Source organism: Spirosoma migulaei, from assembly GCF_054776855.1.
Map to the genome: position 1 here is coordinate 242,143 of NZ_BAAHBG010000011.1, position 24,271 is coordinate 266,413.

Consider the following 24,271-nt stretch of genomic DNA (forward strand, 5'->3'; position numbering starts at 1 on the left):
GGACCAGTTCCATATAATCCGGCTCTCCCGACGTCGCCATTCGTCCAATTTCGATGAGCTGGTTTGTTAGGTTGCATAAAGGATTCCTGAGAAATCCGCCAGCCTGCCGATACCGAAGGGAAAAAACCATATTTATGTCCTTTGGCGAAGCGGGAAGAACCGTCGTATCGGGCATTGACTTCCAGTAGATATTTCTGTTTATAATCATAATTGACCCGCCCGAATGCGGACTGTAACGCCCATTCGGATGCCCCACCCGTAGTTCGCTGAATATCAGCAGCTCCGGCATTCAGCACCTGATAGTCCGGCAATAAAAAACCTTCCCGGTAAGCCGTCGAATAGTCGTTACGGAAATCTTCCCGAGAGAAACCGGCTAGTACTTTCAAGCCGTGATCGCCGTAGGCCTTATCAAACGTCAGCGTTCCACGTAAGGTCGTGTACAACGAGCGACTGTCACCTTCGGTCAGCGTACTTTTCGCAGGAGCTAAAAAACTGAGCGTACCGTCGGGTTTGTAGGTCTGAACGGCTTTGTTAAAATTCTTGTCGACCGACAGGGCGTATTTCGGAGCGTAGGCCACTTCGGCCGTCAGCCAGGGTGCCGGTTTATACACTAGTGCTGCGTTCAGGAAGGCGTAAGGACTGTTGTTCTTTTTGGTGCCGCCATCGCGCGACATGGCGATTGGGTTATCGCCATTCCAGCCATCACCCCAGGTGCCGTTGGAATTAATACCAATCTGGTTGGCGGGAATCCGGTTCATCCAGTGGAACACTTCGTCAGCACTCCGACCCGGCTCTACAGTAGTGGCTGCTACGAGCTGAAGATCGACACGGGCACTGAACTTTTTAGAAAATTGGATGTCGGCGTTATTCCGGAGCGTGTACCGTCTGAACGTAGAATTTTCAATAATTCCTTTCTGGTCAAAATAGCCTACTGAGGTCAGAAAGCGTATTTTGTCGCTTCCGCCGTTGATACTCAGAAAATGGCTTTGTTGCAGACCTGACCCGGTTAAAACTTCTTTTTGCCAGTTTGTATCAGGATATAAATCACGGTTAGTTGCCCCTATAGTTCGGTATTTCTGAATTAAATCGTCGGAATACAAGGGCGAACGGCCCACATTTACATATGCTTCGTTGGTGAGCAGCATATGGTCGATGGCGTTGGCCATTTTGGGTAAATTGGTAGGCGTTTGCCAGCCGATGTAATTATTGTAGTTGACGGAAATCTTGCTTCCTTTGGCCCGTTTGGTGGTGATCAGAATGACCCCATTAGCCGCCCGTGATCCATAAATCGAAGCTGAAGCCGCGTCTTTCAGGACAGAAACTGATTCGATCAGATTCGGGTCGATGCTGTTCATTGAGCCTTCAATGTTGTCGATAAGCACCAGTGGGTCCGGACTGCTCCCATTGTCACCCCCCAAAGTCCCAAAACCCCGAATCCGGATGGAACCGCCGTCGGCACCCGGTCGGCCTGACCGTTGCGTAACGGTTACACCCGGCATCAACCCCTGTAAGGCGGAGGACGTTTGCCCAACGGGACGGCGCGTGATCTCCTCGCTGGAAACGGATGATACGGCCCCCGTCAGGTTCACTTTTTTCTGGGTCCCATAGCCCACAACCACCACTTCCGACAAGGCTTTAGTATCAGTTTCAAGCTTGATGCCGAGGGTTGTTCGATTGCCAACCGTTACTTCCTGCGACAGGTACCCGACAAAACTGAACACCAGCACAGCAGTCTGATCGGGCACATTTACCTGATAAAAACCCTTGCTGTCGGTCGTGGTACCCCGGGTTGTTCCTTTCAGGATAACGCTCACCCCCGGCAATACCGCTCCGGATTCGTCGGTTACGGTGCCTGCCACACTGAGGTCGGCCACGTCCGTCAGGTGCGACACCGCTTGCTCTGGTACAGTCAGGGTTGTTCGGGTGTCGGTTGCCGTAGGTGGCGTACTGGATTCTGTGGGGTCTGCTTCCCGGTTTGAGACCGTTGATTTTTCGCGTCGGGCTTCGGTAATCACGTAGGTGTCTTTCCGGATTTTTCGAACCCGCAAGCCTGTATTTTTTAGCAACTGGTTCAGGTTTTTCTCCAGCGATAGATTCAGGTTCAACGCATCGGTGGCGACAATTTTACCTACCATGATCTGGTCTTCAAAAACAATTTCGGCTCGGTAATGGCGCTGCAAATCGAGTAAAACGGTTTTGAGTTGGGTCTGCGCGTTTCGGCTCCCCGAGCGTGGCAGTACCTGAGCCGATGCGAGCGTCTGACAAAAGCTACTTACGGGATAGCCCGTCAATAAAACAGCCAGTAAACCCAGGCGGTGTACAGTTTTCTTCATTGAGGTTAATGGTAAAAAAGAGTAGGACTAATTAGTTTTCTTTCAGGAGGAGGGTATTGCCGGTAGAATCGATGCGGAGGTTGGACGTAGCTGTTAGTAGATCCAGCAGTTCATTGGCTGAGCGAGCCCGAAAATTGCCGGAGAGGGTCCGGTGGGCCAGCGAGTCATCCGTAATTTCGACTTTAAGCCCAAAATGTTCACCAATCAGGTAACAGGCCTCCCACAAAGACGTATTTCGGAATAGAAATAGGGTTTCTTTTTGGGCGATAAGGCTCTTGACGGGAGCTAGTTTCCGTAATTGAATGGTTCCCTGCTCACTCAGCGTAACCATCTCGCCGGGTTTCATCACCACCTGCTTTTTTTGCGTAGCGGTTTTATAATCGATCCGAATTTTACCCCGGTCCAGTACCACATTCGTCCCCTGTTTTCGGGCATACACCGTGAACTCGGTACCCAGCACTTCAACCTGAAACTGATCGGATGTTTTAACGACAAATCGCTGATGATCGGGCTTGTGCGTTACCGAAAAACGGCCTTCTCCCGTTAGCGTCACCTGTCGGATATCGCGCTGAAACCCAAAGCGGGGCACCCGAAGCGATGAGTTGGGTTTCAGGGTAACGTCGGTTCCATCGTCGAGCCGGATCGCCTGCATCTGACCCGAAACGGTCTGGTAGGTCTGGTAGAGTAGCTTGTTTCGTACGGGACTGAAGGCCAGACTCAGCGCCAGTAAGACCGTTGCGGCCACTAAGTAGGGTTTCCAGCCCCATACCTGAACGGGCAGTTGCCGGATCGGTGCGGCCGGTTCAACCGTTTCCGGCGCGTCGGCCTGCTCCAGGCGTTTAGTTAGTTTGTCAAAAGCCGCTTCCTGATCCGGTATGAATTGCAGGGAGCGCATTTCCCATTCAAGCAGCCAGGTATGGAAGGTTTCGGTATTGGCCGGATTCTTTAGCCATTCCTCCACCAGTTGTCGTTCGAGGGGAGTGGCCTGCCCAGCCAGATAGGCGAACAGGTTCTGTTTTGAAAGCGAATGGTTCATAGTCGTGGAATTTGGACGAGAGACTCCGAAAGCTGTATTTCCCCTTAGTTCACTGGAAAAAAAGATTGAGAAGGCACAGCAGCAGGGTCCATTCCTCGCGCAGGGTCTGGCGCAGGTGTTTCAGCGCTTTGGAAATGTGGACTTCAACGGTTCGGGGCGAAATCTGCAATTCAGCAGCGATCTCGTCGTATTTTTTGTTCTCGAACCGACTCAGCAGAAACACCCGGCGACATTGGGCGGGCAAGTGGTTAATGGCCTCCGTAACGGCCAGGTATAGGTTGTTGAAGTGAACTTCCGAATCGGGTTGGGGCTGATTGCCCTGTAAATGGTTCTCGGTAGTGGAGTCGATGGAGTCTGTTTTGCCGAATTCTTTGCGCAGGTGCGTATACGCTTCATTCCGAACGGCCGTGAACAGATAACTGATGAAGGAGGAGCGTACTTTTCGATAAGCCTCTGTGCGGTAGAACTGATAAAATACCTCACTGACCAGATCTTCGGCCAGTTGGCGCGAATACACAAACCGGACGGCGTGGCTGCACAAAGGCGTGTAATACTGGCGAAACAGCAACTCAAATCCCTTACGGGGTTCCTGTTCAAACGCTTTTCGCAGGAAAAGTTCTGAATCGTATACCGTCGACATGGGCTTTTCTCCGTTTAGGGATGGCGAAGTCCAGGGGTCGGGTGAAGGGGTAGAAGACACTACTGTAAAGATAGCCATTGACTCGAAAAATGCTAAAACGAATCAAAGACTTAATTGGACAATTTTACCCGTAGTGTCTTTTTGAAAAAATAGCGAATTTCTTTTAAAAAGGGCTCCCATTGCAAAAAATAGCAGCTTCTAATTCAATAGTCTGGTCGGTAAACTAGGGCATGAGTAACAGGTGTACCAGCCGCAAAGCGCTTAAAACGGCCTTGTCTCCCTTGAAAATGTGGGTATTTTTTTTACGAACTATTAGCCGTTCCAATCATTAGTTAAGCTACTTATTTCCCGTCCAACCAAGACGGTTGGTACTACAGTCTAAAAGTGTATTGTACATCGTTTTTGAAAAATTTAAACATTACCAACGGTTAAATAGCTTCATTATTAAAATGACATTAAAACAAATAGAGGTCTATCTTGTGTTTATATTGGATTTAGCGACGATCTGGTTGACCTTTTAGGTGGAACGACGCTCTACACGTTTCTATATTTCCTGCCATGTGTACACTCACAAATTTCAGACAACTTATTATTTTCATTGCACTCTTATCTGGTTTTGCCTGCGCTCGTAATCCTGTTACAGGGAAGCGCGAAATAAGTCTGATGTCGACCGAGCAGGAAATTGCCATTGGTAAAGAATCGCACCCGTCGGTTATTGCCACGATGGGTTTATATGAAGACAAAAACCTTCAGGCTTTTATGAACGAAAAAGGAAAAGCAATGGCCAAAGTTTCGCATCGGCCCGATCTTCCTTACCAGTTCTACATCGTTGATTCGCCGATTGTTAATGCCTTTGCCGTACCGGGGGGCTATGTTTATTTCACGCGTGGCATTTTGGCTCACTTCAACAATGAAGCTGAATTTGCCGGTGTACTGGGCCACGAAATCGGTCATATAACGGCCAAGCACGCGGCCCGTTCTCAGAAAAGCCAGTTGCTCAGTACAATTGCGCTAATTGGCGGGGCCGTACTGGCTCCTCAGGTTGTTGGGGAAAATATCGAAGCACTTCAACAGGGACTGGGCCTTTTATCCCTAAAATACAGCCGCGACCACGAATCGGAGTCCGACAAACTCGGGGTAGAATACTCCAGTAAGATTGGCTATGATGCACACCAGATGGCTGATTTTTTTGGAACGCTTAAACGCCTTTCCGACAACTCAGGTCAGGCCATACCTCAGTTTATGTCGACTCACCCCGATCCTGGTAATCGTTTCACGCGTGTACATGAACTGGCAAAAGACTACCAGGCCAAGAATCCAGCTTCTTACCAGGTAGATCGCGACCGATATCTGCGACTGATTGATGGCATTATGTATGGTGAAGATCCTAAGCAGGGTTTTGTTGAAAACGGATATTTTTATCATCCTGAACTACGGTTTCAATTTCCTGTACCCAACAGTTGGCAGTCTCAAAATTCACCAAGCCAGTTCCAAATGGCGGCTAAAGATGGAAAATCAGCGATGATTCTAATGCTAGCGAAAGGGAACTCACTCGACGAGGCTGCCCAGAATTTAGTAAAAGAACTAAGCCTGAACGTACTGGAAACTAGTAAAACCACAATTAACGGCAATCCGGCTTATGTGCTCATTTCGCGGCAACAGCAACAACAGCAGCAGGGGCAGCAACAGCAACAAGACCCTAAAACGGCACTCCAGATTGGCACTTGGCTGATTCAGTATAACAATGCCGTTTATGCACTGCATGGATTGGCGGCTGGTGCCGATTTCAACAGCAGTTTTAGTACGTTTAAACAGGTAGCCGAAAATTTCCGCTCGCTCTCCGATCCTGATAAACTCAATCGCAAGGCAGAACGTGTAGTAGTAAAATCGTCTCCCCGCGATGGTTCCTTTCGTGAAGTGGTAACCGCTTTGGGAATGCCTGCTAATCGAGTCGAAGAGGCCGGTATATTAAATGGGCTCAAAGCGGATGATCGGGTAAAAAGGGGCGCTTTGGTTAAGGTTATTAGCCGATAGATGATTGATTATAAGAACGTCTAATTCTATTGTACTAGAATCAACAGACTCTAATCTTACTTAATGCGGCTTGATTACTCACTTATTTTTAGAGTAGATTCATTCGTATTTTGCTTCCGGTAAAAGTGCATACAGCCTGCCCATGAAAGCCGACCTAGTGGATGATACCGTACTTTGGCAACGTTTCCGAACGGGCGATACCATTGCTTTTGACCAGCTTGTTCAGCGCTATTATCAAACACTTTTTCGCTACGGTATCCGGCTGGATGCTGACGATGAGTACGTTAAAGATTGTATTCAGGATGTGTTCGTTGAACTCTGGCAACGCCGGAATACCGTTAACGAAACGGAGTTTGTGAAGTTCTATCTGCTTAAATCGCTTCGTCGCCGGATCTTCAGGGGGCGGGCCAAATGGGGTTCCAACTGGGAAGCTCTGGAGGAAAATTATTTCTTTGAAGTAGAATTCTCCATCGAGGCTCAACTTATTACCCAGGAAGTTTCCCGCGATCAGGTTCAGCAACTGGAAGCACTGCTCAATAAGCTTTCCCGTCGGCAAAAAGAAGTCATTTTCCTTAAGTTCTACCAGAACCTGACCCACGAGCAGATTGGGGAGGTCATGTCCCTAAACCGCCAGTCGGTGTACAATATTCTGCACGAGGCTCTTCAAAAATTGCGGACTACCTGGCAGGGCGATATGGCTTTCTTCCTGGCGTTACTCGATGTTGTGACTGCGCATTCCTGATTATCAGGGATTCCCACTCTCCAGTGCTATTTTTTCAAAAAAAACACATTCTTTCCAGTAGGATTGGTAGGGCGACTGCATGTTGGTACTAGAGGCTAGGTTTTAGCTTATTCCTTCATGAAAAACTACCAGGATTTTCAACTCGACGATTTTTTGTTAGATGAGTCATTCAATCGATGGGCGCGGCAGGAAAGCCCCCCGGAGGAATGGGAATTCTGGCAGGATTGGCTTCACAGGCATCCGGATAAACAGGAAATCGCTCAGCAGGCGAGGCTACTTATCGTTGGTCTGGATGTAAAACCATACCGGGATATTTCAGAAGAGAAGGTACAGAATCAGGTTTACCAGATTCGGGCACAGACGCATCAACGGCGCACGCTGGGCTCGCCTTCCACCAGCCAGTTTATGTGGTGGGCGCGAGTGGCGGCCATGCTCGTGCTGACGGCAGGCCTTGGCTGGTCGGTTTGGGTATTCCGTAAGCCAGTTGAACAACCCATCTATACACAGCTGATTAAGTCGTCGCCAGTTGCTCTTATTGAAAAAATAAATACCACCAATGCGCCCTTGTCGGTGCCGCTGCCTGATGGTAGTCTGGTGCTGCTTCAGCCCGCCAGCCGGATTAGTTTCAGTGAGCACTTTACGGGGGCCAAGCGGGAGGTTTATTTAACCGGCGAAGCTTTTTTTAACGTTCAGAAAAATCCGCTACAGCCGTTTTATGTCCATGCCAATGAAGTGGTTACCCGCGTTCTAGGGACCAGCTTCACGGTTAAAGCCTTCGAAAATCAAAGCAATGTGCAGGTCGCTGTTCGTACGGGGCGGGTGTCTGTTTTTGCCCGAAGCGATTGGCAGCGTGCTGAAAAAGAAGTGAACAGCGATGTACCCGGCCTTGTCCTGACGCCCAACCAGCAGGTAGTTTTTAATCGTCAGGAAGGTAATTTCCATCGGACCATTATGCCCGATCCAACCATTATCAGGCACCGCTTTGCAAACGACGTGTTTGTCTACGACGAAACCTCCGTCACCAAGGTTTTCGCCCAACTGGAGGAAGCCTACGGGATCGATATCGTCTTCGATGAACAACTGCTGAAACAGTGTACGATAACGGCAAAATTTCAGGATGAACCGCTGCTGGAGAAACTTAACCTGATTTGCCAAACCATAAAAGCCTCTTATCAAATCGTTGATGCTCAAATTGTTATTAGCGCCCCTGGGTGTTACTAACGCAATTTTTTACCTTTTACTCACAATCAATTCTATGAAACGAACTAGACCTTTACGAACGCTTGCTCTGGTCTTTATGAAAACTCCGCTCGTTCAGGGCTGCATACTCCTGCTGCTTTTTGCGGGCATGACGTATGCCACAACCGTTGATGCCCAATCGCCATTAGATCGCCAGATTAGCCTGCAACTGGAGGATGTGACCATCAAAAATATCCTGAAAACCATTGAGCGCGAGGCCGATGTTGAATTTATGTACAGCGACAAGCTTATTCAGGCCAAGCGAAAAGTATCCCTAAACGTTGCCAACGAACGACTGTCGGCGGTACTTGAAAAACTCCTGCGCCCACTCCAACTGAGCTATCAGTTAACGGGCAAGCGTATTCTGCTGAACTCGGCCGGTCCGGAAATGATCCAGCCTCTCAAGACCAGTCAGGTGCCAATGAGCGTAACCGCCGACCGCATCGTTACCGGAACCGTTACCGACGATACCGGTGAGGGACTACCCGGCGTGAGTGTCGTGGTGAAAGGCAGCCAGCGCGGTACCACAACCGATGCCCAGGGCCAATATCGACTGACCGTTCCTGAAGAAGGAACGCCTGTTCTGGTCTTTAGCTTTGTTGGCTACCAGAGCCAGGAGGTGCCGCTGGGAAACAGTAATCAGCTATCCGTCAAGCTGGTGAACGACAATAAAACGCTGAATGAAGTGGTGGTGGTGGGCTACGGCACCCAGAAACGGGAAGCGGTAACGGCGGCTATTGCGTCGGTGCCGATGTCCGAATTAAGAGATATGCCCGTATCAAACGCAGCAACGGCCCTCCAGGGAAAAATTGCCGGTGTTGTTGTGCAACAGAATAACGGTACGCCCGGCAGCACGCCCGCCATCAAGGTCAGAGGGTTTGGCTCTATTAGCGCGGGCAATTCACCGCTGATTGTTGTGGATGGAAACATTGTGGATGCCAATGTATTTAGCCTGCTCAATAGTAACGATATCGAAAGTATCGATGTCCTGAAAGATGCCTCCTCGGCCGCTATTTACGGTTCCAAGGGGTCTAACGGCGTCATTCTGGTCACGACCAAACGCGGTAAAAATGGCAAAACCAATGTCAACCTGGACGTGTACACCGGGTTTCAGGAGGTGACCAAAAAGCTTGATCTGCTCAATTCTCAGCAGTTTGCTGAATTTGGTAAGGAATCATCGAACACCGCCTACATCGAAAATGTACCGGGTGCCAGCATCAATGATCCAAACAGTGTTCGGCCAACCTCTTACCTGCGTTATCGTTACCCAAGAGGTGACCTGTATGACTGGTTTAACTTCGATGATCCGACCCGAGTTGCGAATCTGCCCTACAATAACTACCAGGACATGATTTTCAGAAAGGCCAAGATCAGTAACTACCAGCTTGGTGTATCAGGCGGTACCGATAAAGCTCGTTATCTGATTAGCGGTGGCTACCTCAAGCAGGACGGAATCATTAAGGGCTCGACCCTCGACCGGTACACCCTGCGGGCTAATGTCGATGTGAATATCACACCTGAGTTACGGGTGGGGTTGAACATTAACCCATCGTTCAAGCAGCAGCAGGAAGTTACGGCCGAAGGACACTGGGCCAATAACGGGATCATCAATGCTGCTTTGTCGGCTATGCCGATGGCCCCCATTTATGCGGCCGATGGAACGACCTATTCGTCACAAACCGAACTGGCCGCGCCCTACAACTATCCGGGTATCACGAACCCAATTGCCAACATCACCGAAAACCATAGTCAGTATCAGCAAACCAACCTGCTGGCTAACACCTATGTGGAATACAGTTTCCTGAAGGCTTTCAAATACCGGGCATCGGGAAATATCAATTACACAGGGTATCGTCGGAATGGGTACCGGACCTCCCGGATTCCACTTAACCAGTTGCTGCCCCCCAATGCCGCCACGGGTAGAGCGGAATCGGAGCAGGGCCTGAGCTGGTTGTTTAACCAAACCCTGACGTACAGCAAAACCTTTAATGACGCCCATAACCTGGATGTGCTGGTTGGTATGGAATCCACTCGTTACCAATATCAGTACAGCTTAGGAACGGGTAGCTCGTACGCCAATGATGTTGTTGAAACGCTGAATGCCAGTGCCAATGGAACCACCTCTACCATTACATCTAGTGCACGGGCCAATGCCTCGACGTCTTATTTTGCCCGTCTGAATTACAATTATAAAAGCCGGTATCTGGCCAATGTGTCTGTGCGTCGGGATGGATCGTCTATCTTCGGGCCCGAAAATCGCTGGGGTACGTTCCCCGCTGGCTCATTAGGCTGGCGCTTTACCGAAGAAAGTTTTATGAAAGGAATTCGCGCCTTGTCGGAAGGTAAACTTCGGGTTGCGTATGGATTCTCCGGCAATAATGCGTTTGGCAACGATTTTTATCCTTATGCGGCTACGCTCCGATCTGATAACTACAGTTATAATAACGCACTGGCTAACGGATTAGCCCCTGGTTCGCTGGGGAACAGCAAATTGGGTTGGGAAAAGAGCCAGCAGTTCGATGCGGGTATTGACCTGGGTTTGCTCAACAACCGGATCTACCTGATCGTCGACTATTACCAGCGAATTACCAAAGACCTGCTGTTGTCGGTGAATGTGCCAACCGTAACGGGCTTTTCTTCGGCGGTGAAAAACATTGGTAAGATGGAAAACAAAGGCTGGGAGTTTGCCCTCAACACGCGCAACATTACCGGTGCTTTTGTGTGGAATACCAGCGCGAACCTGTCGTTTAACCGGAACAAAGTACTGGCACTCGGACCTACAGGCGATCCCATTCGGAGCAATAGTGGTGTGGATCAGACGAACATTACCCAGATTGGATCACCCATCGGGAGTTTTTACGGCTACAAACAAATCGGCATTTTTCAAAGCCAGGCCGATCTGAACAGCTATCCGCACGATGCAACAGCCAAACCGGGCGATGTGAAATTCGAAGATGTAAATGGAGATGGCAAAATTACGGCCGACGACCGGACCATTATCGGGAACAACCAGCCCAAATTCATTTACAGCATGACCAACAGCTTCAGCTACAAAGGCTTTGATCTGAACATTGCGCTTCAGGGCACGCAGGGCGGACAGGTGCTGAACCTGAGTCGTCGCTTCTTCGAGAACCTGGAAGGGAATGCCAATCAGATCACAACGGTACTGACCCGCTGGCGGTCGGAGAGTAACCCGGGCGATGGCGTAACACCCCGCGCCAATGCCCGCACAACGGGGAACAACAACGCCGTTTCGTCGCGCTGGGTTGAAGATGGTTCGTACCTGCGTATTCAGAACATCAGCTTAGGCTACCAGTTACCAAAAGCCTTGTTGAATAAAGCCAAAATTCAGCAGGCTCGGGTGTATGTATCGGCCCAGAATCTGCACACCTGGACAAAATACCTGAACTACAACCCCGAAGTGAGTAATTACGAAGGCCCATTAACCGGTGGAGTTGACTACGGCTATTATCCATTAGCGAAAACATTCACCATTGGTCTTAACCTGGGTTTCTAAACAACGAAAACAATGAAAGCATCTAAAGTATATATATCCCTGTTGGTGAGTCTGTTCCTTAGCTCATGCAGCAAAGAATTTCTGGACTTAAAACCAATTTCATCGGCCACTGCCGACAACTTTTACCAAACTGCCGACGACTTCAAGAATGCTGTGAACGGTGCCTATGCGTCGCTCCAATCGGGTGGTGTGTTCGGGAACAGCTATGTTTTTGGCGATGTGGCCTCTGACAACACGGTGCCGCCGGCTTCTGGCTCCGTAACCGATCAGGATGAGTTCGACCGATTTTATATCCGAACGACCAACCCATTTATTTCCGGACGCTGGAATGACAGCTACACCGCAATTGCCCGCTTCAACACGATTCTGGACAAAATTGGTGGGGTCAAGATGGATGAGACACTGAAAAATCGCTACATAGCCGAGACAAAATTCCTCCGGGCACTGGTCTATTTCAACCTGGTGCGCACCTTTGGCGATGTGCCGTTGATATTGAAATCCGTTTCTAATCCTGATGAAGGTTACGAGTATGGCCGATCACCGAAAGCTGATGTGTATGCGCAGATTGAGAAAGACCTGACCGATGCCGAAGGGGTATTGCCCATTTCATACGCAACGGCTGAGATTGGGCGCGCCACAAAAGGTGCCGCCAAAGCGCTGCTCGGAAAAGTGTACCTGACCGAAAAGAAATATGCTCAGTCAGCCGCCAAGCTCAAAGAAGTGATCGATCTAGGCATCTATGACATTTTGCCGAGTTATGCCGATGTATTTAAAGTGAGCAACAAAAACAATAAGGAATCGGTGTTTGATGTGCAGTTCAAATCGGGTGGATCGGGCGAAGGTAATTCCTGGCCTAATTCATTTGCGCCCGAAAACTCGGGGAATGCAGTCATTGCCTTTGGGGGCGGAGGAAACAACCAACCCAGCGCCGACATGGTAAATGCGTACGAAGCAGGCGATGTGCGGAAAGCTGTTTCACTGGCTACATCCTATGTGAACGCCAGCGGCCAGACGATCCCCTACAACTTCGTAAAAAAGTATTACGATACACCCGCTACCAATGGCGATAACGGGAACAACATTCCGATCATTCGTTATGCCGACGTTCTGCTGATGTATGCTGAAAGCCTGAACGAAGTTGGCTATCAAGCGTCTGGCGATGCGCTTGCCAACCTGAACAGGATTCGGAACCGCGCGGGTCTGGCCAGTAAAACGGCGGCCGATATTCCTAATCAGCAGGCATTCCGCTTAGCTATGGAGCAGGAACGTCGGGTTGAGTTTGCGTTTGAAGGTCAACGCTGGTACGACCTTGTCCGGACGGATCGCGCTATTCCGGTTCTGAACAGCAAAAAAGATCAAATTCGATTGGTGAACGTGCTCACCGAGAACAATCTGGTCGATCCAATTCCGCAAAGCCAGATTGATATCAACAAAGCAAAAATTCAGCAAAACCCAGGGTATTAATTCTAAGATTCTATTCAATAAAAAGGGAACAACTTCTGTCTGTTCCCTTTTTATTTGCCTGATGCGTTGACCCGTCTCCGTTCTCCGTTCTCGCTTGGCTTCGCCGAGTGAGGGATATCATTTCAAGGGCCTCTGGCCCGTTTTTGTCGGAAATCAATACCGGCCAGAGGCCGTTTAAAAAATAGTCCTCACTCGGCGAAGCCAAGCGAGAACGGGGAGAACGGTAAGCCAAGCAGGAACGTTGGGGGCACGTGGTTAATCCCGAATTTACAGTAGTTATGAAACCATTACTCTTCATTTTCTTCTGGTTCTTCTGCCTGACCAGCCAGAGCCAGTCTGATCTCAGTAGCTGTCAGGCCATCCGCAAAGGAGATACCTTGATTCTGGGTAATTCGCTGATCCAGCGAACGTACCTGTTTCAGAACGGGAATCTTAGCTCGTTATCCCTTACCGATAAACGAACGGGCAAAACATGGGCGCTGGCCAGCAAGGGCGTAGACTTTGCTTTGCCCGCTAAAACCGGCGATCCCACACGTGGTGAGTTCGCGGTTAAAACAATGGCTGAAACACCCAGTACACCGGCGCATCTGGAAGCTGAAGTTGTTGTGGCTCTGGGTACCGTATGGGTGAAGCGCGTCTTTCGGATTTACCCGAACTGCCCCGCTATTGCCTGCGATTATTACCTGAAAGGTAGTGCATCGGGTTGGCAGGAGCAGGTTCAGCAAGCCTATGATTTACGGAATATCGAATCGCAGGCGGCTCAAAAAGAGGGTGAGTCAAACACCGTTGTTATTGACCGACTGGCGTTGCCAGGGCCACATTGGAAAGGAAAATCGGTCGAGTTTTTCGACGCCACCGACCAGAACAATACGCTCGTTCAGGAATATAGCCGGTTAGCGTATCGACAGGAAGTTCGGATGCGGGGAAACTTGCTGTTTCTGAACGAAGTCGGGACGGATGCAGGTCTGTTCTGGCTCAAGGAAGCGCCCGTCTCGGGTGTACAACTAGCCTATCCGGGCTTCGATTTCTCGTTGAAAATTGATGAGGCTCGTGCCGCAGGCGTTGGACTGGGTCCCGGCGATTTACGACCGGATGAGTGGGTTCGAGGCTATAGTTTGGTGCTGGGGGTTAGTTCGGGTGGCGAGCAGGGGCAATTGGCCGCCTTACGTATTTATCAGCAAAATTTGCGGGTGCGCAAGCCAAATCGGGATGAAATGATTTTGCTCAACACCTGGGGCGACCGGGGCCAGGACAAGAACATTAACGAATCATTTGTTCTGCGGGAGCTGGAATTAGGCGCTAAGTTGGGCATCACTCATTTTCAGCTCGACGATGGCTGGCAACAGGGAAAAAGTGCCAATTCGGCCTTCCAGGGCGGTAGTTTTAAAGACATCTGGCGCAAACCCGACTATTGGTTGCCAGATCCGAAGAAATTCCCAACAGGTTTTAGTCAGATTATGGAAGCGGGTAAGAAACAAGGCATTACCCTATCCACCTGGTTTAACCCAAGTGTGGATAGTAGTTTCAAGTATTGGGATCGCGATGCCCAGGTCATGATCGATCAATACAATACGTATGGGATTCGCATGTGGAAAATTGATGGCGTTCGAATTGCCGATAAGCAGGCCGAAATCAATTTCCGGAAAATGCTGGATACCGTGATGGCCAGCACGCATGGCGAAGCCGTATTTAATCTGGATGTGACGGCGGGTCGGCGGTTTGGCTATCATTACTTTTATGAATACGGCAACCTGTTTTTAGAGAACCGCTACACCGACTGGGCCAATTACTACCCGCATTACACGCTGCGAAATTTATGGATGCTGTCCCGGTATGTACCACCCCAGCGGTTACAGATTGAGTTTCTGAATAAATGGCGGAATCAGGATCGTTACCCGAAAGGGGATAACTTCAGTCCGACGTACTATTCCTTCGACTACCTATTTGCCAGTACCATACCTGCCCAATCACTGGCCTGGATGGAGGCTCGAAATCTGCCTGCCGAAGCGTTTGCCATTGCTGACTTGATTAAAACCTATAAGAAACAGTGGCAGGAGTGGCATAGTGGCCAGATTTTTCCGATTGGTGATGAGCCGTCGGGAACAAGCTGGACGGGCTTTCAATCCATTCTGGACCAGAAGGCAACAGGCTATGTATTGGTGTTCCGGGAGAAAAACAAATCCAATACGGCCCGGCTGAAACTCACTAATGTGCCACCGGGAACGTATCAGTTTACCCACCTGATGGGGCAGGGGAAAACCGTTAAGCTGAAAATAGATTCGACCGGACATGCGCGATTTACCCTGCCAAAGGTATTAAGCTACGGTTTTTATCGCTATCAGTTGGTGAATTGAATAGGGAAGGTGGTGCTATATTTGTCCCTAAGAGATATTTTGGGTGTATAAATAAATATTCTTTCTGTAATTTAATATACGTTTTAGGAGAAAAAATACGTACTATGTGTGATTTTTGAGTAGTATAGGTTTTAGCAGTTTTTATGTCTGCACACAATGTGAATAGTATGGGGAAGTTTTTACTAAGACGTTTTTGCTTTTTTTTATGGTTAGTTGGTAGCCGTGTTACAGTCTGTGCTCAAGTGAACAGTGTCAATATTGTGCAGCCGCCTTATAATGGAACATGTGGTGGAACGGCCATCCAGGTACCAATCACAACCACGGGCACATATGGTGCCGATAATGTCTTCACTATACAGCTTATTGGCGGTAGTGCAACTACCCCAACTTATCAGGATCTTCCGACGAAGGGTAATGCACCTACCCTTGAAATTACCTTACCAGACACAATTCTGCCAGGTGCTTATCGGCTACGTGTGCTGGCGTCGAACCCGAAAACGATAGGGATTGCCAGTACCTATTTTTATCCCCAGCGCAAGCCAACTGCTCGAATTGTTGAGCGTCCGCTGACAGTTGCGCCCTATGAAAGTGTTACGATTCCCATTCAGCTTTTTGGCTCGGATATAACCGCTTACAATCCGTATCGGGTTACAATCAATGATAGCCTGATGCTTAGTAAAGACAAAGCTGCCTCCTTCGTTGCCTATCCAGGTACTAAAACGACTACGTATCGGGTAACTAAAGTAGAAAACGCCTGCGGAGAAGGCACCACGTTTGGTCAGCAAACCGTTACTGTGACTCCTTTCGGTCTACAGCTAACCACCATTGCGCCAGAAGCACCATGCTCTGGTGCAACAGTTCAGATCGGTTTTAGTGCCAATGGTACGTTTGACAGTGGAAACCGATTTACGGTACAGGTCACGAATGAAAAAGGTGACTACGTTGACTTGCCAACAAAAGGTGATCGGAGTCCGCTGGAGATTACCCTACCAGCCAGTATACCTGAAGGCTGGGGAAATTATATCCGGCTCGTATCAACATCTCCCGCCTTAGTGAGCAGCCCATTAGGTGGGCTTTATAGTGGCCGTGCGCTTTCGGTGTATCCAATCCCATCGGCAATACTGGAAACGGATGTGAAAGCCATTCGCTTTGGAGAAACCGCAACATTAGTGGTTCGATTAACGGGACAAAATGTGCAGTGTACGCTAAGTGAGGGTACACAATTGGAGTATAAGCCAGGTGCCTATCAGCCAGTGCCCGGACAGTACGAAGTAGTTGTAAAGCCCAGTGTATCCACTACGTACACTATCCGCTCTGCAACAGGCGCCTGTGGCCCTGTAAAAACTACAGGTACGGTGCGGGTGGAGGTTACAAACGGTATCATTGCCGGTAAACTGGCGGATGAGCGTCCCTGTATTGACCAGACTATTCGTGTTCCCATACAGACCAATGCCCAATTTACGGCGCAGACTACGTTTCAGGTACAGATTGGAGGGATTTCCCTACCTGCTGTTTTGCAGAAAGACACCGTAGTGGCTACGCTGACAAGTCAGTCGCTTGGTGTATCGCCAGGATTAGACGGTACGTATTACGTTAGCTCGGATGTACGCGTGGTAACGCAGAATCCTGCCATTGTTAGTACCATCAGCCCCAGCCGCTTTGCGATTGGTTATGTACCCGTGCTGGCTAATATCAACTTGTTTACGCAACTGGGTGCTGATGGGTGGGATGTAGGGTATCCATCAACCCTTAACAAACCGGAGCCAATTCGGATTATGGTCGATGCGAAAAGTAACCTGCCCATAACAATCAGTGTGGCCGAAGGTAGTCGACAATGGCGATTCCCCGCCAATCAATTGCCTAATTCGAGTGATTACCCTTACGCTGTGTTTGGCGATATGCCAACGCAAAGCACGACTTATATGCTTACGGAAGTCAGTAATAAATGCGGTACACGTCAGTTTTCGGATAAGTCTAAACAAGTGGTTATCAAACAGGCTGAGAATCGACAGATATTAGTGGATGCCCTGCCAGATCGAATCTTCTGTGCGGGGGAATCTATTTCAATCCCTTTTCAGACTACAGGCGCCATTGCCGACTCCGTTCGCTATCGCGTAACCCTATATGGATATAGTATTTACGGGTCCAATTCGGTTGTACCTGTGGTCATTGGCCGGGCCCTGAAAAGTCCAATAACAGTCGTACTGCCCGATGTAGAAGCAAGTACGTATTCCCTGCGGATAGAAGCCGAAAACGTAGCGTTGACTAGTCGGGACGTATTTTTAACGATTCATAAAAAGCCGACTGCCTCCATCTCTCCAGGTTCCACAGAAATCATTGCCGGTGAATCGGCAACGCTATCAGTAGGCGCAAAGGGAGGTAGGCCTTACACGTTGCTGACGGCTGACGGAGACGCCTACCCGGTTACTGCTTATGACGCTGGTTGGGCTAATCTCGATGGAATGGTGGCTATACCGGTTAAACCCGATAAAACAACGACCTACCGGCTGAAATCGATTACGAATGCCTGTGGTACAACGGCCCTCTCCGATGAACGAACGATAACCGTAATATCGTATCGGCTCTATATTACGACACCAAGCAATCCGGGTAACTATGCCACAACAACGCTGGAGCAAAAGGTAGCCACTTGCCGAAGCGGACTACTTTCTGTGCCGTACGCTACAATCGGGAGTGTGCCGGCCGACGAAGTCTTTGATCTCCAGGTTTCCAGGGGAAACAGTGCTCCGTTTGAAACCATAGCGTTAACCTCAACCGGTAACCCACTGGTAGGACGTTTGCCCGATTCATTTACGGCCAATCCCTATGGTAACTACCAGGTACGTGTTGTTGGTCGGAAGACGGGCATCATTAGTCAGACATCACCTTTCTTTCGAGTTTTTGAACCACCAACGGCCACGATCGGCCTCAAACCAGGCAGTTCTTCCGTTGCCGACCCAACTGTAACCATACTGGTAAGCGTAACCAATGCCGACAATTTCACGACCTACGGCATTCGTAATTATGAACCAGACTATTCGGGTACTTACTTTGACAGTGTTACGGATCCCAATGGAACCTTGTACATTATGGTTCCCCGTCACAAAACAACGTATTCATTGGCGTTTGTGCGTAATGGCTGTGGTTACGGAACTGTATCCGGAGAAGCGACGGTCTCCGTACGGCCAACGCTCAACATAACCACACCTATACCCGGTTTGCAGCAACTGACCTGCGCCGGGAAAACATTGGCCGTTGCCTATAACACCACTGGCGACTGGAGTAATGGCATAAACGTTGTGGCCGAACTCGTTAGCGCGGATAATTCCAGTCGGGAACTAAGCCGTACAACCGCCCGTGAGGGAACGCTCTCGCTTACACTGCCCACAGATTTATTGCCGGGTGATTATACTTTGCGACTTCGGTCGGCTGACCCTCAACTGAGCACATCGGTACCCCTACGCATAGCCGCTCCTGTAACGGCCCAACTGACGGGTAATCTTGTGATCAATGCTGGTCAGAAACTTGTTATCAAACCAGTGATTAGCGGAACGTTTCCGATAAACTACAGTCTGTCTAACGGGTCTGTTGGTATGTGGCAAACAGGAGCACCCGTCATTGAATTAACACCCAGCCAGAGTGGTACATACAGGCTTACTTCTGCCAGTAATGTGTGTGGTGCTGGTTCCGTTAGCGGTTCACTAACGATTTCGGTCAACCCGACAAGCTCCAGTTTCATTACAACGGACCGGGTAAGTGGTAGGCTGTGCGGGGGCGATACGGTACTGATTGACTATACGGCAGCGGGAATCGCTACCAGTACGCTGACAGTCCAGCTTTCCGACCGAAATGGTGATCAATACGCTCCTGTACCCACGATTGGCCAGACCAGCCCATTGCGAGCCGTGTTGCCTATGGGTTTACCGACTGGTATTAATTATCGCTTCCGGGTTACGAATTCTGATCCGACAGTTGCCAGTTCCGTAATGCTGTCGCCGGTAACGATTCTGGAAAAAACAACAGGATCAATTCTAGGGCCACCGTTCACCGCTCCCGGTAAACCTGCCAATCTCACGCTTAGTGTGACCGGCTCTGTACCGGTTTCGGTAACGCTGGGGCAGGATGGGAGCGCTACCAGAATTTGGCAGGTCACTGAGCCTGTAACAATTGTAAGCCTGCCAGCTGGTTCATTGCCCGCCACGTTTAGGCTATTGGGCGTTAAGAATGACTGCGGCCCTGGCCTCATCCAGGGTACTGGTATTGTACGGTTAGAGCTGATAACCGCTATAGAACCCACCGGACTTTCCATTCAGGTTTTCCCTAATCCGGTAAGTGAGGACATTTTTATCGAAAACTTACCCATAGTGCCACTGGAAATTGAGCTTTGGTCTACAGATGGTCGGCTTGTTCGCCGTAAAACGTACCAGCCCGCTAAAGCAGCCTCGCTGCCCGTTCATGATTTACCCGTTGGTATGTATTTTCTTCGGGTTAATGTTAATCAAACAACATTGACGTATCGCCTGATAAAATACTGATGGTTAGATTTTTATTGGCCTTTTTTAGCCTTCTTTCGATTAGCAATGGCTATGCTCAGTCGATTTACATAAATCCGGGACGGAGCAACTGTCCAGGCGCATTGGTGTCCGCCGATTTTGGGGCCAATGGCGTTAAATTTGCTTCCGATAATCAGTTTGTCATCAAACTAGAAAGCACCAATGGTATCGTTAGCCGGGAACTATCCGCTACGGCGGTTTCCGATTTCGGGCTTCAGTTGCGATATCCAGATGACATTCCACCCGGTGAGTACCGAATGACGCTCCGTTCGTCGAATCCGGCGTTGACCTCTCCTCTCAGTCAGCCCTTCCTGATAGCCCCAAGGCCAACGGCCAGCATCCGGGCCGTTCAGAAAGACGTAGTAGGGCCGTTTGAGCCAATACCCATTGAATACACGTACAGTGGACCCGCTGATGCTAAAATCACCTTGAACGATGGCACAATTATTCCACTCAGTTGGCTTAACTATGTTCCTCCGAAAACTACCCGCAACTATTTAGTCCGAGCAGCCCAGAGTACTACCTACACCATTGCTTCGGTTACGACAGAGGTGTGTGGTAATGGCATTGGCAGCGGAGCAGCGGCTGTGCGCGTTAGCCCGGTTGGACTTCGGCTGCTGTCGGTGCTACCCGCCCAGGTATGCGCGGGTAGTCAATTCAATATCGCGTATTCGACCAGCGGATCGTTTGAAACGGGTAACCATTTTACCATTCAGGTGCGTACGTATCAGGATAGTTTGGCCGCCCAGTTTCCGGCCGAAGCGACACCCAATGGGCTGACGGCCGTAATGCCAGAATCGATACCTCCATCTGACTATTATTATCTCACCGTTATCGCGGATAAACCTAACGTGGTCAGTCGGTTGAATGGCTTCGTGGTGGTACGCAGAAAGCCAGCTATTCAGCTCACAAACAGCACCATTAACATCATGTGGGGGGCCACGGCAGAATTGCCAATGGTGGCAACCGGTAAAGATCCCATTGCGATTACATTAAGCGATGGGACCGTGTTGGATCAGCAGCAATGGGATTACCTATATAATCCGAATGAGGTCATTGAGAACCGGTTTTCGCATACCGTTTCACCTATGCAGACCACCACGTACCGAGTCCAATCGTTTTCAACTGGTTGTGGCAGCGGGCCTGCAACGGGAGCGGTTACGGTGCAGGTAGGGCCAGGGCTGAAAATCAGTTCGCCGGATAATTTAACCGCTTGTGCAGGTACAGAATGGCAAGTGCCCGTAACAATTGGGGGTACGATACCGGCAACCAATCGCCTTTCAGTGCGAATAGCCTATGGGCAGCAGGAATGGCCTTACCGATTAGATACGCTGTTGGTTCCAGCCTCACTTTCAGCCGGAGTATTACGCCTTGTGATACCAACGATTATATCGGGCCAAACTAAATTTCGTATAGAAGGCACTGATCTGTTATCACCTTCTGATTGGAATACGCTTTCGGTTCAGACGGCTCCCCGGCTGACGACGTTTCAGATCGATGAGTCGAACAGTCAGAAATCACTGCGGCTGGTTTTTAGCGGCACCATTCCCGTTACGTTCAGACTGAACGACGGACGAACTGATATTGCCATGCCACCAGCGAGTGCATTTGGGTATATCCTGCCGCTGAAAGGTTATCCAACATCCACCTTCAGTGTCTTAAGCATGTCCAACGTTTGTGGTATAGGTGTTGTCAGTCAACAGCCCATTCAGTACGATAATCCGAACCCGCTTCGCATCCGACTCAGTGATTCCAATCCCAAATCGGGATGCGTTGGAACCAGTGCCAGTATTGCATTTGATGTAACCGGTACATCAACGACAGCGACAGTCTATTCAGTTGAGTTGGGTACATTCGATTACATGACCAGTCGGTTTGTTGTACAGCAGACGATTGGCTCAGGTTCTCAAAGCCCTATACAGATAACCCTGGGCAAGGATGCGCTTCCCGAAACATTTATTCGGATCGTGACCACCGACCCACTGGCAGTAAGTGAGCCGGAACGGTTTTCGGTGCAAAAGCCAGCTGTTGCGTCCTACTACCCAAATGGGAGAACTGTTCCCCTGCTTTACGAGCAGATTGAATATCCCATGAATCTGGGCGTTTCAGGTGGCCAACCCTTTGACATAACTTTTACCAATGGAAGAGATTTTCGGAAGATCTTTCATTATGAAAACAACAACCTTCCCAATATAGAGATTTCGGTACCTGGCAACTACTACCTGGAGTCGGTTCAAAATGGTTGTGGTGCTGGCACTATCCGATCAACGGATACGCTGTTTGTTCGACCCTTCAGCATCACGACAAATTTAAAGGACCTTGGCGTCCTGTGTGCGGGCAGCCTCCTAAATGTGCCCTTTACAACGAAGGGGAACGCGCCAGCAGATGCCGCGTTTTCAGTTCAGATAAGCCGTAGACGAACCGGTGGTTTTTATGATATTCCTTCGCTGCCATCCCCTTATCCGGGCGAGTTGCTTGTCCGCTTACCCGATACGCTTCAACATTCCAATATCCGACTCGGTGGTAGCTCAATGCCCAATAATTCGTACTACATACGGGTTGTGTCTAAAAACAAGGATGTAGTTGGTGGGGTAGCGCCGGTGCAGGTGTATATGCGTCGAACCGTGGCGGTTACCTTATCAGCCGCTGGCGAAACTGTGTATGATCCAGCTCAAGGTGCTGTTCAACTGCGAATTGGGGCCAAAGGAAGTGCGCCTTTTTTTGCTTATATAGACAACCGTTCGTATGCCAGTGAGGGAGATAGCGAAGTGGATCAGCAGTTTTCTAATGATAACGATAGTGATGAAACCGTTCGATCAATCGGCGTAACACCCCAACATAAAACGACCTATAGCCTACGAACGGCGTTTAATCAATGTGGCTATGGAACATCGGCCGGGCAGGTAACCGTAACGGTCAAAGCAAAAATCAACCTGCGGATCGTTAATACGTATACAACGGGTATTTGTCCCGGTAATCTACTGTCGCTAACGGCAGTTAGCTCCGGCGATTTTGACTCTGGCAATCAGCTACGCATCCTGTTGAGTACCTCTTCTGAGGCAGTCCTAAAATCGGATGACCGTGAACTGGCTCGCTTCGACTCAATAACTGGCCCGCTACAGGTTAGGCTCCCGGCGGATTTATTGGCCGGAACCCCATACTATATCAAAGTGATTAGTACGCGCCCGGATAATGTGTTTAGTAATGTTGAATCAATTCGGATTGTGCAACCCGCAGTGGCTAGTTTACAGGGTAATACAATCATTAATAGTGGTGAGGTAACCTATATCCGACTAAACTTGTCAGGTGGAGGCCCTTATCAATACGAATTATCGACTGGGCAGACTGGCAACTCGACTGAGGAGGGTGACATAAATATTGTGGTTCAACCCAGTCAGTCAACTACGTTTACGCTGAAATCAGTGCAAAACGCCTGCGGAAGCGGACAAGTATCCGGTAGTGCAATTGTAGATGTATTGCCACTTAGCTCAGTTACTCTATCCCTGGCTGGATTTTTTCTGACGAGCATTTGTGCCGGCGAGAAGGTGCGTGTGCCACTTACTATTCGCGGATCAAGCGGAGGATCACAAACTTATCGTGTCCAGTTGTCAGATCCCCTGGGTTTATCATTTCAGGATATACCAACCGTTGGTGAGGCCAGTTCCTTAACCGCAACGATTCCCCTGAATACGCCATCCGGCAACACGTACCGGTTACGTGTTCGGTTACTCGAAACAAATGTAGTAAGCTCAGCCAGTCCTTTTCCTATTGCAGTTCGTTCCCCAGCGGGAGCAACGCTGAGTGGCCCTCCTTATTTCGAGTCTGGTAAGCCTGTTAGTCTGACTATTAATCTGACGGGAAGCGCTCCCTGGTCCATAAGACTCGCTGATTCCTTACAAACAGTTTATTTAGCAACCAGTCGTAGCCCTCTCATCCACAATGTATTTCCAAATCGCTTTACCACCTATCGCCTGGTAAGTGTTTCGAATTCCTGTGGAATAGGTACTCTTGGCACGCCAGCATCTGTTCAAGTTGGCTTACTAACCGCCCTTAGCCAGCCAGCCAATGAACCAGTAATACAGTTGATGCCCAATCCGGTAGCGTCTGTTTTAAACATTCGGTACGATCAATCCATTCAGATGCGAACCGTACAGGTGATTACTATGCAAGGCGTTGTTGTCATGCGTGTAGCTGGACCACCCCAGGCCACCGGCAACCTTGAATTAACTACGCAATCCTGGCCTGCCGGAGTTTACCTGATTCGATGTGAAACAGATAAGGGAGTTTGGGAAAGCCGCATTGTGAAACAATGATATGCACGGGCAACACAATAAAAAAAAGCCTTTCCTGAGTTCGTTA

The 24,271-nt window shown here is 49.4% G+C and carries 11 protein-coding genes; 8 read left to right on the forward strand and 3 right to left on the reverse strand.

Annotated features, from left to right (window positions below; genetic code table 11):
- The 3 genes from ACYVGO_RS14805 to ACYVGO_RS14815 all read right to left on the reverse strand — a co-directional run.
- On the reverse strand, positions 1-2,333 hold a 2,333-nt coding region (locus ACYVGO_RS14805; RefSeq protein ID WP_460969929.1), incomplete at its 3' end, for a SusC/RagA family TonB-linked outer membrane protein.
- 31 nt (positions 2,334-2,364) lie between these two features.
- Positions 2,365-3,369: a FecR domain-containing protein gene (locus ACYVGO_RS14810; protein ID WP_460969930.1), complete on the reverse strand. Its 1,005-nt coding sequence runs from the start codon at positions 3,367-3,369 to the stop codon at positions 2,365-2,367.
- 49 nt (positions 3,370-3,418) lie between these two features.
- On the reverse strand, positions 3,419-4,087 hold the full coding sequence (locus tag ACYVGO_RS14815; protein ID WP_460969931.1) for an RNA polymerase sigma factor: 669 nt from the start codon (positions 4,085-4,087) through the stop codon (positions 3,419-3,421).
- 480 nt (positions 4,088-4,567) lie between these two features.
- Here ACYVGO_RS14815 and ACYVGO_RS14820 point away from each other — a divergent pair, with 480 nt between their 5' ends.
- The 8 genes from ACYVGO_RS14820 (at position 4,568) to ACYVGO_RS14855 (ending at position 24,225) form a co-directional block, all read left to right on the forward strand.
- Positions 4,568-6,043, forward strand: coding sequence for a M48 family metalloprotease (locus ACYVGO_RS14820; protein WP_460969932.1), 1,476 nt, complete (start codon positions 4,568-4,570; stop codon positions 6,041-6,043).
- 142 nt (positions 6,044-6,185) lie between these two features.
- Positions 6,186-6,785, forward strand: a complete 600-nt coding sequence (locus ACYVGO_RS14825) for an RNA polymerase sigma factor (RefSeq protein WP_460969933.1) — start codon at positions 6,186-6,188, stop codon at positions 6,783-6,785.
- Positions 6,786-6,902: 117 nt separating this feature from the next.
- The gene (locus ACYVGO_RS14830; RefSeq protein ID WP_460969934.1) at positions 6,903-8,006 is read left to right on the forward strand and encodes a FecR family protein; all 1,104 of its coding nucleotides are present in this window, start codon (positions 6,903-6,905) and stop codon (positions 8,004-8,006) included.
- 34 nt (positions 8,007-8,040) lie between these two features.
- On the forward strand, positions 8,041-11,541 hold the full coding sequence (locus ACYVGO_RS14835; RefSeq protein ID WP_460969935.1) for a TonB-dependent receptor: 3,501 nt from the start codon (positions 8,041-8,043) through the stop codon (positions 11,539-11,541).
- A 12-nt stretch (positions 11,542-11,553) separates the two neighbouring features.
- Positions 11,554-13,005 carry a RagB/SusD family nutrient uptake outer membrane protein gene (locus ACYVGO_RS14840; protein ID WP_460969936.1) on the forward strand — a complete coding sequence of 484 codons (1,452 nt, stop codon included), beginning with the start codon at positions 11,554-11,556 and terminating at the stop codon, positions 13,003-13,005.
- 278 nt (positions 13,006-13,283) lie between these two features.
- Positions 13,284-15,359: an alpha-galactosidase gene (locus ACYVGO_RS14845; protein ID WP_460969937.1), complete on the forward strand. Its 2,076-nt coding sequence runs from the start codon at positions 13,284-13,286 to the stop codon at positions 15,357-15,359.
- Positions 15,360-15,601: 242 nt separating this feature from the next.
- Entirely contained in the window at positions 15,602-19,894 is a 4,293-nt protein-coding gene (locus ACYVGO_RS14850; protein ID WP_460969938.1) for a T9SS type A sorting domain-containing protein, read from the forward strand.
- Positions 19,894-24,225, forward strand: coding sequence for a T9SS type A sorting domain-containing protein (locus ACYVGO_RS14855; protein ID WP_460969939.1), 4,332 nt, complete (start codon positions 19,894-19,896; stop codon positions 24,223-24,225). Before ACYVGO_RS14850 ends, ACYVGO_RS14855 begins: the two co-directional genes overlap by 1 nt.
- The last annotated feature ends 46 nt before the right edge of the window (positions 24,226-24,271 follow it).